8 protein-coding genes are annotated in these 13,648 nt (G+C 72.5%); 2 read left to right on the plus strand and 6 right to left on the minus strand.

Going from position 1 to position 13,648, the window contains the following annotated elements; all coding sequences use genetic code 11:
• The 6 genes from ACFV4G_RS10415 to ACFV4G_RS10440 form a co-directional block, all read right to left on the minus strand.
• Entirely contained in the window at window positions 1-924 is a 924-nt protein-coding gene (locus ACFV4G_RS10415) for a DUF4097 domain-containing protein (protein WP_380438568.1), read from the minus strand.
• A 191-nt stretch (window positions 925-1,115) separates the two neighbouring features.
• Window positions 1,116-1,295: a DUF6104 family protein gene (locus ACFV4G_RS10420; protein WP_063347844.1), complete on the minus strand. Its 180-nt coding sequence runs from the start codon at window positions 1,293-1,295 to the stop codon at window positions 1,116-1,118.
• A gap of 32 nt (window positions 1,296-1,327) precedes the next feature.
• Window positions 1,328-3,340 carry a serine/threonine-protein kinase gene (locus ACFV4G_RS10425; RefSeq protein WP_380438570.1) on the minus strand — a complete coding sequence of 671 codons (2,013 nt, stop codon included), beginning with the start codon at window positions 3,338-3,340 and terminating at the stop codon, window positions 1,328-1,330.
• Window positions 3,341-3,595: 255 nt separating this feature from the next.
• Entirely contained in the window at window positions 3,596-7,339 is a 3,744-nt protein-coding gene (locus tag ACFV4G_RS10430; RefSeq protein WP_380438572.1) for a multifunctional oxoglutarate decarboxylase/oxoglutarate dehydrogenase thiamine pyrophosphate-binding subunit/dihydrolipoyllysine-residue succinyltransferase subunit, read from the minus strand.
• A 358-nt stretch (window positions 7,340-7,697) separates the two neighbouring features.
• On the minus strand, window positions 7,698-8,828 hold the full coding sequence (locus ACFV4G_RS10435; protein WP_380438574.1) for a sensor histidine kinase: 1,131 nt from the start codon (window positions 8,826-8,828) through the stop codon (window positions 7,698-7,700).
• Window positions 8,829-8,904: 76 nt separating this feature from the next.
• Entirely contained in the window at window positions 8,905-9,642 is a 738-nt protein-coding gene (locus ACFV4G_RS10440) for a response regulator transcription factor (RefSeq protein WP_326846781.1), read from the minus strand.
• 569 nt (window positions 9,643-10,211) lie between these two features.
• Here ACFV4G_RS10440 and ACFV4G_RS10445 point away from each other — a divergent pair.
• Both ACFV4G_RS10445 and lon read left to right on the plus strand, forming a co-directional pair.
• Entirely contained in the window at window positions 10,212-11,021 is an 810-nt protein-coding gene (locus tag ACFV4G_RS10445) for a rhomboid-like protein (RefSeq protein ID WP_380438575.1), read from the plus strand.
• Window positions 11,022-11,166: 145 nt separating this feature from the next.
• Complete coding sequence (lon, locus tag ACFV4G_RS10450) at window positions 11,167-13,578, plus strand: endopeptidase La (protein WP_380438577.1); 2,412 nt, start codon at window positions 11,167-11,169, stop codon at window positions 13,576-13,578.
• Window positions 13,579-13,648: the final 70 nt, after the last annotated feature.

Genomic DNA, 13,648 nt, shown 5'->3' on the forward strand with positions numbered 1-13,648 from the left:
TCACGCCTCCTTGGTGAGGTCGGGTCCGGCGGGCTTGTCGAGGCTCGGGCCGGCCGGCAGCTCGCGGACCACCACCGGCTCCTCGTCCTCCGCGTCCGGGCGGCGCAGCACCGTGACGGCGCCGGAGACGGTCGTCACCGCGAGGCTGCCCTGGCCGTCGCCGAGCTGGCCGGACAGGCGCTTGGCGCCCCAGCTGCCGCCCAGCTTGAGCTGGTCGAAGGTGCTGGAGACGTCGCCGCTGGTGGAGCCGGCGTCGACCCGGGCGTCGGCGAGCGAGGGGAGCCGGACGGCGACCTGGCCGCTGACCGTGGTGACCTTGATGTCGGCCGGGGTGAGCACGTCGAGGTCCAGGGTGACCGCGCCGGTGACCGAGTTGGCCTGGATCCGCTCGGCCGTGCCGGCGACCACCGTGAGCTGGCCGGACACGGTGTTCACCTTGAGCTGGCCGCCCACCGACTGGGCGTCCACGTCGCCCGAGACGGTGTTGGCGTCGGTGCGGCCGCTGAGCCCGACCAGCGTGGCGTCGCCGTTGGCGCTCTGCACCGACACGTGGCCGGCGAAGCCGGAGACGGTGGCGCCGGCCGAGACGGTGCCCACCTTGACCTCGGTGCCGGCCGGGACGGTCAGGGTGACGCCGGCGACGCGCTTGTTCTTGAGCGAGCCGAAGAAGCTCTTGATCGAGGTGGCGGACTTGAGCCAGTCGCCGACCTCGCCCCAGCTGCTGATGTCCTTGTAGGTGACCGTGAGGACGCCGTCGACCAGCGTCACGTGCAGCGGTTCGCCGCGCAGCTCGGTGACCTCCAGGCGGGCCGGGCCGTCGGCCGCCACCACGTTCACGGTGCCGTCGACGACCCGCACGCTGACCGTGCGCACGGCCTCGTCGATGGTGATGCTGTCGGGTCCCTCGACCGTCCACTGGCTCATCTCTGCCGCCTCCCGTTGCGACTCGCGATGTATCGCGTTCCCTGCTGAAGACGATATATCGCGTGGCGGGAAAAGCAAGCGGTTCGGCCCCTGATCCCGGCCCGGACGCGGCCCTGAGGCCACCCCTACGGGACAACGCGAGAGGCCCGGAGGGCAGTAGCCTCCGGGCCTCTCGCGGGCGGTTCACCGCGTCACTCGTCGTCCTCGTCGTCGAGCCGCGCCAGCCAGGTGGCCAGCCGCTCGACCGGGATCTCGAAGTCGGGGTTGAGGTCGACGAACTCGCGCAGGCGCTCGGCCAGCCACTCGAAGGTGACCTCCTCGTCGCCGCGCCGGTTCTGCAGCTCCTCGATGCCTCGGTCGGTGAAGTACACGGTTCGCTCCGGTCGGATGGGGGTTGACCTGGTCAGGATAGACCGGCCTGGCCGTTGGCCCGCCAGGAGCTGATGGTCACCTTGGCGGCCCCGGTGCTCGCGTCGGCGACCTCCACGACGGCGACGGCGATGTTCTGGGTCACCCGGTCGCGGATGCACAGCAGCCGGCCGGCCGGGACGTGGTTGAAGCTGAGGTCGGTGTCCGGGCGGGAGTCGATCGCGCTCGCGCACTGCTCCGGCGTGACGCTGGCCTCGCTGATCACGGCGAAGTCGGAGGCGTTGTCCCCGTAGGCGGAGAAGGCGTCCGCCCGGCCGCCGCAGCAGTTCGCCTTGCCGAGCCCGAAGCCCCACTTCAGGTTGGTGTCGTGCGGGACGACCTTGCCGGCGTTCAGGTCGATCCGGTAGGCGTCGCTGGTGTACTCGGCGCCGGGGATGGCGAGCGAGACCTTGTCGAGTGCCGGGGTGTAGCCGCTGGGCCGGGCGGGCGCCGAGACGGTGGCGCCGGGCGTGGAGGGCTTGCCCGTCGGCGCCGTCACCGGGGTGTTGCCGGAGGACGGGCTCGCGCCGGTGGCCGGGGCGGTGACGGCGCCCGACGTCGGCAGCGGCGCGGCCGACTGGCTCTGGGACTGGGCGGCGGCCGGCGGGTTGCCGGTCGACTTGCCGTCGTTCAGCTTCTTCATCAGGAAGACGCCGCCCGCGGTGCCGCCGATCGCCATCACCAGGGCGACGACGAGCAGGGCCTTCCAGGACACCCCGCCCTTCTTGGCCTTCGGCTCGGGCTTGGCGGGCTCGGGGACGTCGGCGACCACCGGGCCGGGCGGCGGGGTGTCGTAGGTCGGCGGCTCGCTGCGCAGCTGCACGGTGGGCGGCGAGGTGAGCACCGGGGCGGTCGGCGCCTCGGTGGGCGGCTGCGGGGCGCCGTACGCGCCGACCGGCGGCGGCACGAAGCCGGGCGGGGGGCCCGCGGGCGGCTGGTGGGTGACGGCCGTGGCCGGGTGGGTCGGCCCGGTGGGCGACGGGAGGACGGTCGGCGGCGGGGGAGTGGCGGGCACGGCCGGCATCGGGGTCGGCGGGGTGGCGGGGACGGCCGGCACCGGCGTGGGCGGCGTCTTGGGCAGGTCCGAGCGACGGGTGATCTCGGTGTTGACCTGGCGCGGCAGCCAGTCCTCGCCGAACCGCAGCTGCCCGCCGACCTCCGGGTGGTTGCGGGCGACCTGGATGATCTCGGCGGGCGTCGGCCGGTCCTCCGGGAGCTTCGCCAGGCAGCGCAGGACCAGCTCGCGCAGGTCGGCCGGGACGGCGTCCAGGTCGGGCTCCTCGTGCACGACCCGGTAGAGGACGGCGGTGTCCGGGCCGTCGCCGAACGGCGCCGCGCCGCCGGCCACGTACGCGGCCAGCGCGCCGAGCGCGAACACGTCGGTGGCCGGGGTGACCGGGCGGCCCTGGGCCTGCTCGGGTGACATGAAGGCGGGGGAGCCGATCCGGTAGCCGGTGCCGGTCAGCGCGGTGGCGTCGGCGGCCCGGGCGATGCCGAAGTCGATCACCCGCGGGCCGTCCCCGGCGACCAGCACGTTGGCGGGCTTGAGGTCGCGGTGCACCACCTCGACGCTGTGGATGGCCTGCAGCGCCTCGGCGATACCGCCCATCAGCAGCAGGACGGTGCGCACCGGCAGCGCGCCGTTCTCGCGTACGACCTGCTGGAGGGACGGGCCGGGCACGTACGCGGTGACCAGCCAGGGGGCGTCCGAGTCCAGGCCGCCGGAGTCGATCACCTGCGCGGTGTAGAGCCCGTGGATCCGCTGGGCGTTGCTGACCTCCTGGGCGAAGCGGCGGCGGAACTCGCCGTCCTCGGCGAACTCGGGGCGGACCACCTTGAGGGCGACCGGGCGCCCGCCCGGCGTGTACGAGAGGTAGACCCGGCCCATGCCGCCGGCGCCCAGCCGGGCGAAGAGCCGGTAGCCGCCGACCTCCCGGGGGTCGTCGGGCTGCAGCGGCTGGAAGACCGGCGGGAGCTTGCTGGCGTCCCTCGGCGTGTCGGCGGTCATCTGGGTCATCCCCCTGGGAGAGCGGTGAGGTCGTCCGACCGGCCCGGGCCGCGGTGACGGGGCTCCCGGGGCAGCGATCTGGCGAGGCATAACCTATCGATCCGTCAGCGGGCCCGGCACGCCGGTATCCGATTGGTTGCAGAGCTGCGACCTTGACATGGCATCGTGGGGAAACGGTTCTGCCGCAAACGAAACGGCCCCCGCCCTCCCGCGAGGGGAGGACGGGGGCCGGTTGCGTCAGCCTGGCTCAGGGCCTCAGATCGAGTAGACCTCTTCGATCAGGGCCTGCTGCTCGGCGGCGTGGCGCTTGGCCGAGCCGACCGCCGGCGACGACGCCGCCGGGCGGGCGACGCGGCGCAGGCGCGAGCCGTTGGCGCTGCGGCCGATGACGACCTGCAGGTGGTCGACCAGGTTCATCGCGATGAACGGCCAGGAACCCTGGTTGGCCGGCTCCTCCTGCGCCCAGATGAACTGGACGTTGTCGCCGTAGCGGGCCAGCTCCTCCTGGAGCTCGGCCACCGGCAGCGGGTAGAGCCGCTCGACCCGGACGATCGCCGTGTCGGTGACGCCGCGCTCGGTGCGCGCCGCCTCCAGGTCGTAGTAGAACTTGCCGGCGGTGATGACCACCTTGCGGACCTGCGCCGGGTCGACGGTGGAGTCGCCGATGACCGGGCGGAACGAGCCGGACAGGAACTCCTCGGTCGCACTCGCCGCGGCCTTCAGGCGCAGCATCGACTTCGGGGTGAAGACGACGAGCGGCTTGTGGTGCGGATTGTGCGCCTGCCAGCGCAGCAGGTGGAAGTAGTTCGACGGCAGCGTCGGCATGGCGACCGTCATGTTGTTCTGCGCGCACAGCTGCAGGAAGCGCTCCGGGCGGGCGGACGAGTGGTCCGGGCCCTGGCCCTCGTAGCCGTGCGGCAGGAGCAGGGTGACGCCCGAGTGCTGGCCCCACTTCTGCTCGGCGGAGGCGATGTACTCGTCCACCATGGTCTGCGCGCCGTTGACGAAGTCGCCGAACTGCGCCTCCCACATGACCAGCGCGTTCGGGCGGGTCAGCGAGTAGCCGTACTCGAAGCCCATGGCCGCGTACTCCGACAGCAGGCTGTCGTAGACGGTGTAGCGGGCCTGGTCCTCGGTGAGGTACTGCAGCGGGGTGTAGTCCTCGCCGGTCTTGCGGTCGATCAGGACGGCGTGCCGCTGGCCGAAGGTGCCGCGGCGGCTGTCCTGGCCGGCCAGGCGGACCGGGTGGCCCTCCATGAGCAGCGAGCCGATGGCGAGGGTCTCGCCCATCGCCCAGTCGATGGTGTTGTCCTCGACCGAGGCGGCGCGGCGCTGCAGCTGCGGGAACAGGCGCGGGTGGACGGTCAGCCACTCCGGCAGGTTGACCTGCGAGGCGGCGATCCGCTTGACCATCTCCTGGGAGATGCCGGTCTGGATGCTGACCGGGAAGTCGGCGACCGGCTTGCCGGCGGCGCCGACGGCCGGCGTCTGGGCCGCGTCGCGGACCTCGGCGAAGACCTTCTCCAGCTGGCCCTGGAAGTCCTGGAGCGCCTGCTCCGCCTCTTCCATGGTGATGTCGCCGCGACCGATCAGGCCCTCGGTGTACAGCTTGCGCACCGAGCGCTTCTTGTCGATCAGGTCGTACATCAGCGGCTGGGTGAACGACGGGTTGTCGGCCTCGTTGTGACCGCGGCGGCGGTAGCAGATGAGGTCGATCACCACGTCCTTGTGGAACTCCTGGCGGAACTCGAAGGCGAGCCGCGCGACGCGGACCACGGCCTCCGGGTCGTCGCCGTTCACGTGGAAGATCGGGGCCTCGATCATGCGGGCCACGTCGGTGCAGTACATCGAGGAGCGCGAGGACGCCGGGGCGGCGGTGAAGCCGACCTGGTTGTTCACCACGAGGTGGATCGTGCCGCCGGTGCGGTAGCCGCGCAGCTGCGACATGTTCAGCGTCTCCGCGACGACGCCCTGGCCGGCGAAGGCCGCGTCGCCGTGGATCTGGATCGGCAGCACCGGGAAGGTGGTGCCGCCCTGGTCCAGGACGTCCTGCTTGGCGCGGACGATGCCCTCGACGACCGGGTCGACCGTCTCCAGGTGGGAGGGGTTCGCGGCGAGCGAGACCTTGATGGTCTCGCCGTCCAGGCCGGTGAAGGTGCCCTCGGCGCCCAGGTGGTACTTGACGTCGCCGGAGCCGTGCATCGACTTCGGGTCCAGGTTGCCCTCGAACTCGCCGAAGATCCGGGCGTACGGCTTGCCGACGATGTTGGCCAGCACGTTCAGGCGGCCGCGGTGGGCCATGCCGATGACGGCCTCGTCGAGGCGGTGCTCGGCGGCGGCGTCGATCGTGGCGTCCAGCAGCGGGATGAGCGACTCGCCGCCCTCCAGCGAGAAGCGCTTCTGCCCGACGTACTTGGTCTGCAGGAAGGTCTCGAAGGCCTCGGCGGAGTTCAGGCGGCGCAGGATGCGCAGCTGCTCGTCGCGCTCGGGCTTGGAGTACGGCTTCTCCAGGCGTTCCTGGATCCACTTGCGCTGCTTCGGGTCCTGGATGTGCATGTACTCGATGCCGACGGTGCGGCAGTACGAGTTGCGCAGCAGGCCGAGGATGTCGCGGAGCTTCATCATCTTCTGGCCGCCGAAGCCGCCGACCGCGAACTCGCGCTCCAGGTCCCACAGGGTGAGGCCGTGCTGGACGACGTCCAGGTCGGGGTGCTTGCGCTGCTTGTACTCCAGCGGGTCGGTGTCGGCCATCAGGTGGCCGCGCACGCGGTACGCGTGGATGAGCTCCATGACGCGGGCGGTCTTGTTGACCTCGTCGTCGTGGGTGGTGGCGACGTCGGTGGCCCAGCGGACCGGCTCGTACGGGATCCGCAGCGACTCGAAGATCTCGTCGTAGAAGCCGTTCTCGCCGAGCAGCAGGCGGTGGATCTCGCGCAGGAACTCGCCGGACGCCGCGCCCTGGATGACGCGGTGGTCGTAGGTCGAGGTCAGCGTCATGATCTTGGAGACGCCCAGGCGGGACAGGGTCTCCGGGGCGGAGCCCTGGAACTCGGCCGGGTACTCCATGGCGCCGACGCCGACGATGGTGCCCTGGTTCTGCATCAGGCGCGGCACGGAGTGCACGGTGCCGATGCCGCCGGGGTTGGTCAGCGAGACCGTGACGCCGGTGAAGTCGTCCATGGTCAGCTTGTTGGCGCGGGCCCGGCGGACGATGTCCTCGTAGGCCTGCCAGAAGCCGAAGAAGTCGAGCGTCTCGGCCTTCTTGATGGCCGCGACGACGAGCTGGCGGTCGCCGTTGGGCTTGACCAGGTCGATGGCCAGGCCCAGGTTGATGTGCTCGGGCTTGACCAGGAAGGCCTTGCCGCCCTCCACCTTGTAGCTGTGGTTCATCCCCGGGTGGGCCTTGATGGCCTGGACCAGGGCGTAGCCGATCAGGTGGGTGAAGGAGACCTTGCCGCCGCGGGCGCGCTGCAGGTGGTTGTTGATGACGATGCGGTTGTCGATCAACAGCTTCGCCGGGACGGCGCGGACCGAGGTCGCGGTCGGCACCTCCAGCGAGGCGTCCATGTTGGTGGCGACGGCCTTCGCCGGGCCGCGCAGCTGGACCAGCTCCGGGCCGGTGGCCTCGGGAGCGGCGGGGGCGGCCGGGGCCGCGGCCTTGGGGGCCGGCGGTGCGGCGGGCGCGGCGGCGAGCGGCGCGGGAGCCGCCACCGGGGCCGGGGCGGCCGGCGCGGCGGGGGCGGGCGCGGCGGCCGGAGCAGCAGCGGGCGCGGGGGCAGCGGCAGGGGTCGGCGTGGGGCCGGCCTGGGTCGCGGCCTGGGTCACTGGGGTCACCTCGGAACCGGGCTTGTAGTCGGCGAAAAAGTCCCACCAGGCTCGGTCGACCGAGTTCGGGTCCTGGAGGTACTGCTGGTAGATCTCATCGACGAGCCACTCATTGGGACCGAAGCCAGTGGAGCTAGCCGAGCTGTTGGGGGTTTCTTGGGACTGTGGCGACACGGCGGCAACCGCCCTCTTCCGCTTCCTTTTGGGATGTTTGGACAGCGGGGATTAAGGCTACGCCCCTGACCAGTGATCGCGCAGTCCCCGGGGGGCAGGCGTCGTCCAGATCACAGTCCTGACCTGCAGATTGGCCGAAAATGTGCGTTAGAAACGCGCATCTGAGGGGAACCGACCAGGCCCGATCGCCCCGCAAATCGGGATGAAAACGGACAAAAGCCAGGTCGAATCTTCGAACGATCTTCGTGTACGTCTGTGTCGGATCTGTGACACAAACCCCACTGCGCACCCTCGGGAGCCCTTCGGGACCTCCCTTGGGGGATCGCACGAGACGATCATGCGGGCCGGCCGCCGCGGGTCAGCGCGGGCCGGGCAGCCGGACCTCGATCCGGCAGCCGCGCGGGGACTCCGCGACCGCGATCCGCCCGCCGTGCAGGTCCACCGCCCAGCGGGCGATGGCCAGGCCGAGGCCGGTGCCGCCGTCGGAGCCCGGCCCCTGGGCGGTGGCCGTGCCGCTGCGGCTGAACCGCTCGAACACCCGGTTGCGGTCGGCCGGCGGGATGCCGGGCCCTTCGTCCTCGACCTCCAGCAGCAGGCCGCCGGGCTCGCCGTCGGGCCGTGCGCGCACCGTCACGGTGCCGCCGGGCGGGGAGTGCTTGCAGGCGTTGTCGACCAGGTTGGCGACCACCTGGTGGAGGCGTTCCGGGTCCGCGACGCCGGTCAGGCCGGCCGGGCTGACCTCCAGCGCGAGCCGGACGTCCCCGCGCCGGGAGAAGGCCCCGCCCGCCGTCGCGCCGTCCACGGTGACGCCGCGCAGCACGCCGTCGAGGAACTCGCGCACCTCGAAGGGGCGGGCGTCGAGGTCGACCACGCCGTCGTCGATCTTGGAGAGGTCGAGCAGGTGGGTGACCAGGCGGCCGAGCCGCTCGGTCTGCTCCAGGGCGGCTCCGAGGGTCGCCGGGTTGGGCTGCACCACGCCGTCCACCACGTTCTCCAGCACGGCGCGCAGCGCGGCGATGGGCGTGCGCAGCTCGTGCGAGACGTTGGCGACCAGTTCGCGCCGGTGGCGGTCGGCGGCCTCCAGGTCGGCGGCCATCTGGTTGAAGGTGGCGGCCAGCTCGCCGATCTCGTCGCGCGAGCTCACCTCGACCCGGCGGCTGTAGTCGCCGGAGGCCATCGCGCGGGCGGCCGCGGTCATCTCGCGCAGCGGGGCGGTGAGCCCGTGCGCGAGGAACTGCATGAAGAGCAGCGACGCGATCATCGAGAAGATCATGATGATGCGGATCTGCGTCTCGGACTTCATCGCCACGACGACCATGCCGCTGGCGAGGAAGACGGAGACGATCACGAGCAGCGCGAGCTTGCCCTTGATCGACCGGACGGGGTCGAGCGGCCGGATGTCGGCCCAGACCCGGCGGGCGGCGCGGGCGGCGAGGGTCTGCGACCGGGTGCCGGCGGCGTCGCCGTTGCGTTGCTGTGGAAAGGTCATTGGTCCCTGTGGTCCCCCGCATGGGTACGGCGGTTCGGGACACGGGCCCCCCGGAGGCCCGATGCCCGAGGCGCCGCTAGGAGAGCGGGGCCTCCAGCGCGTAGCCGACACCGTGGACGGTGCGGATCCAGCTGGCGCCGATCTTCCGGCGCAGCGCCTTGACGTGGCTGTCGACGGTGCGGGTGCCGGACGCGTCGGTCCAGTCCCACACCTCGGCCAGCAGCTGCTCGCGGGTGAGCACGGCGCGCGGCTGGGCGGCCAGGCAGGCGAGCAGGTCGAACTCGGTCGGCGTCAGGTGGACGTCGCCCGAGGCGAGCCGCACCCGGCGCTGCACGTGGTCGATCTCCAGCTCGCCGAAGCGCAGCGAGCCGAGCGCGGGCGTGCGGGCGGCCTGCTGGGCGCGCTCGACGCGGCGCAGCAGCACGTTGACCCGGGCGGCCAGTTCGCGCATGGAGAAGGGCTTGGTCATGTAGTCGTCGGCACCGACGCCGAGGCCGACCAGCAGGTCCGTCTCGTCGTCGCGCGCGGTCAGCATCAGCACCGGCACCGGTCGCTGGGCCTGGATCCGGCGGCACACTTCGAGGCCGTCGAATCCGGGCAGCATGATGTCGAGGACGACCAGGTCCGGCTGCCAGGTGTGGAAGCCGTCGACCGCGCCGGGGCCGTCGTGGGCCACGGCGACCTTGAAGCCCTCCGCGCCCAGCCGGGCCGCGATCGACTCCGCGATCGTGGGCTCGTCCTCCACCACCAGCACTCTGCGCTGGCTGCTCACCGTGCCGCCGCTGTTGCTGTTGTCCTGCTGAATTTCTGTCACGGTCACGCCACCGCCCCCAGGGCTGCGGGCCGGCCACCTGTGGGGATGGCGGGGCTCCGCTTCGTAGTCTTGTTCCGTCGTGGACTGTGTGCCGGGTCCGCCGTCCCGTCGCGTGCGCGGATCGGAGGGCGGAGGTCGGCCACCCGCTTCTCCCGCGCACTTCGCAGCGTACGGACAGCGGCTGCCTCCCGGCAGGTGGACCGGACGTTTCCGGCCCGTTGGGCCGGTTCCGGCCCGCTCTCGGACCCACTCACGAGTGGGCACGGGCCGATACCTTACCCGGCGTTTTTTCACTGCGTAACGGTACGTATGCAGTCGAGTTGACGCCAAGTCGCCGGTCAGGGCCGTTACTGACGGGTCAAACGGAAGTAGGTCTGGACCAATGCCGGAATCCGGCCGGTCGGCCGGTTCCCCGGTCTTCACGGGCTTTTCTCAGCTGGTTCTCAGAACCTCGACGTAACGTGATCACGACAACGCCCCGCGGGAGGGATTGCGGACGCGCGCCGGTACGTTGGTTCCCCCGGGCGGGAGCCGGGGACCGGTTGCTGCGGGCGTGGAGCGGAGGCGGCATGGCTGGACTGCGGCGCGGTGGCGGACCGGTGGGACCGCGCCCGGGGCCGTGCCCGCCGTGGGCCGGACCGCCGTACGGGATGCTCCGGCTCGGGCTGCGCACCGGGGTGGCCGAGTGGCTGCTGGCCCGGGTGCCGACGCCCCGGCGCAACCCTTTCGCCCTCGGATATCTCGCCGTGGTGGGCGCCACCACGACCTTTGCCGAACTCGCGGATCCGGATCTCGTCCTGCGGCTGCAGGAGGCCTCCAGTTCGGACGGCCACAATCTTTTGCACCACCCTTTGCGGGCGCTGCTGCTCAGTGGTTTCTGGGTGGCCGGCTCGGTGTGGATGCCGTACCTCTGGGGATTCGCCTTCACCGTCGCGCCGCTGGAGCGCCGGGTCGGTTCCCGGCGGGCGGCGGCGGTCTTCGCGATCGGGCACGTGACGGCCACGCTGCTGTCCCAGGCGGTGGTGATCACCGCCGTGGAGACCGGGCACCTGGAGTCCGCGGCGATGGACTACCTGGACATCGGGGTCAGCTACGGCGTGCTGGTCAGTCTCGGCGCGCTCGCCGGGCTGCTCTCCTGGCGCGGGCGGCTGCTGGCGCTGGGCGGCGCGGCGGCGCTGATCGCCGAGCAGATCGTCACCGAGAACGACCTGGTCACCGCGGTGGGCCACCCGGTGGCGGTGCTGACCGGCGTGGCGCTGTGGCGCTGGCTGCGCCACGGCCCCCGGCGCGGGCCGCGCCCGCTGCGCGCGGAGCTTCCGGAGGCCGGTCCCGGGCCGGCCGCGGCCGCCGGCGGCGCCCCGGTCTTGGACGTCCGTTAACTCGTTCGGGGGTTTTTGACGACCTTCCCGCCGCCTCCGCCCGCACCCCTTTTCCGTTCGCTCACGGCGAACAAAGGTCGGGGAACATCCGGCGCCCCCGAAGCCTTAGTCAGGTCGACTCAAGTTCGCTGACTGGGGAGAGATCATGGCATCGACGTCCGCACCGCTCACCCTGCCCGTGCTGCCGCTCGACGACGAGGTCGTCCTGCCGGGCATGGTCGTCCCGCTGGACCTGAAGGACACCGAGGTGCGCGCCGCGGTGGAGGCCGCCCGCGCGGCGGCCGGCGGCGCCGACAAGCCGCAGGTCCTGCTGGTCCCCCGGGTGGACGGCTCGTACGCGGCGGTCGGCACGCTGGCCGCCGTCGAGCAGGTCGGCCGGCTGGCCGACGGCCCCCACGCGATCGGGCAGCCGGCGGCGCTGGTGCGCGCCGTGCGGCGGGTCCGGATCGGGGCCGGCACCACCGGCCCCGGCGCCGCCCTCTGGGTCGAGACCACGCCGTTCCGGGAGTCCTCGGTCGGCATGCCGGTGGCCGGCCGGGCCGCCGAGCTCGTCAAGGAGTACAAGGCGCTGTCCACCCAGTGGCTGCGCAGGCGCGGCGCCTGGCAGATCGTCGACCGGGTGGACCGGATCGAGGGCGTCGGCGAGCTCGCCGACAACATCGGCTACGCGCCCTTCGCCACCGCCGAGCAGAAGCTCAAGGTGCTGCTGGAGGCCGACCAGGTCGCCCGCCTGGAGTACGCGCTGGCGCTACTGCGCGACCACCTCGCCGAGGAGGAGGTCAACGACACGATCCGCAAGGACGTCGAGGAGGGCGTGGCCAAGCAGCAGAAGGAGTTCCTGCTCCGCCGCCAGCTGGAGGCCGTCCGCAAGGAACTGGCCGAGCTCAACGGCGACCCGGCCGACGAGGAGGGCGACTACCGTGCCCGCGTCGAGGCGGCCGACCTGCCCGCGGGCGTCCGCGAGGCCGCGCTGAAGGAGGTCGACAAGCTGGAGCGCGCGTCCGACCAGTCGCCCGAGGGCTCGTGGATCCGTACCTGGCTGGACACCGTCCTGGAGCTGCCGTGGAACGAGCGCACCGAGGACGCGTACGACATCACCGGCGCCCGCGCGGTGCTGGACGCCGACCACGCCGGCCTCGGCGACGTGAAGGACCGCATCGTCGAGTACCTCGCGGTGCGCAAGCGCCGTTCCGAGCAGGGGCTCGGGCTGGTCGGCGGCCGCCGAGGGGGTGCGGTGCTGGCCCTGGTCGGGCCGCCCGGCGTCGGCAAGACCTCGCTCGGGGAGTCGGTGGCCCGCGCGATGGGCCGCACGTTCGTCCGGGTCGCGCTCGGCGGCGTCCGGGACGAGGCCGAGATCCGCGGCCACCGGCGCACCTACGTCGGCGCGCTGCCCGGCCGCCTGGTGCGGGCGATCAAGGAGGCCGGCTCGATGAACCCGGTCGTCCTGCTCGACGAGATCGACAAGGTCGGCTCCGACTACCGGGGGGACCCGGCCGCCGCCCTGCTGGAGGTGCTGGACCCGGCGCAGAACCACACCTTCAGGGACCACTACCTGGAGGTCGAGCTCGACCTCTCCGACGTCGTCTTCCTCGCCACCGCCAACGTGCTGGAGGCCATCCCCGAGCCGCTGCTCGACCGGATGGAGCTCGTCCGGCTCGACGGCTACACCGAGGACGAGAAGGTCGTCATCGCCCGCGACCACCTGCTCCCGCGCCAGCTGGAGCGGGCCGGGCTCGGCAGCGGACAGGTCGGCGTCGAGGAGGCGGCGCTGCGCAGGCTCGCCGGGGAGTACACCCGGGAGGCCGGCGTGCGGAACCTGGAGCGCTCGATCGCCCGGGTGCTGCGCAAGATCGCCGCGCAGGCCGAGCTCGGCGAGCGCGAGCTGCCCGCCGTGATCGGCGCGGACGACCTGCGCGCCCTGATCGGCCGCCCGCACCACGTGCCGGAGGCCGCCCAGGAGCCGGCCGAGCGGCGCACCGCCGTCCCCGGCGTGGCGACCGGCCTCGCGGTCACCGGCGCCGGCGGCGACGTCCTCTACATCGAGGCCTCGCTCGCCGACGCCGAGACGGGCGGCACCGGGCTGACCCTGACCGGGCAGCTGGGCGACGTCATGAAGGAGTCCGCGCACATCGCGCTCTCCTTCCTGCGCTCGCGCGGCGCCGAGCTGGAGCTGCCGGTCACCTCGCTGCGTGACCGCGGCGTGCACCTGCACGTCCCGGCCGGGGCCGTCCCCAAGGACGGACCGAGCGCCGGCATCACCATGACCACCGCGCTCGCCTCGCTGCTCTCCGGCCGCAAGGTGCGCACGGACGTGGCGATGACGGGCGAGGTGTCGCTGACCGGACGGGTGCTGCCGATCGGCGGGGTGAAGCAGAAGCTGCTCGCCGCCGACCGGGCCGGGATCACCACGGTGATCATCCCCAAGCGCAACGAGGCCGATCTGGACGACGTCCCGGCCGAGGTGCTGGAGCGGCTCACCGTGCACCCGGTGGCGGACGTCCGCGAGGTGCTCAAGCTGGCCCTGGAGCCGGCCGAGGTGCTCGTCGCCGCCGCCTGACGCGGGATCAGGGCCCGGGGGGGGGGGGGGGGGGGGCCGGGGCCCCCCCCCCCGCCCCCCCGGGGGGCGG

Source organism: Kitasatospora sp. NPDC059747 (assembly GCF_042732955.1).
GTDB lineage: Bacteria > Actinomycetota > Actinomycetes > Streptomycetales > Streptomycetaceae > Kitasatospora.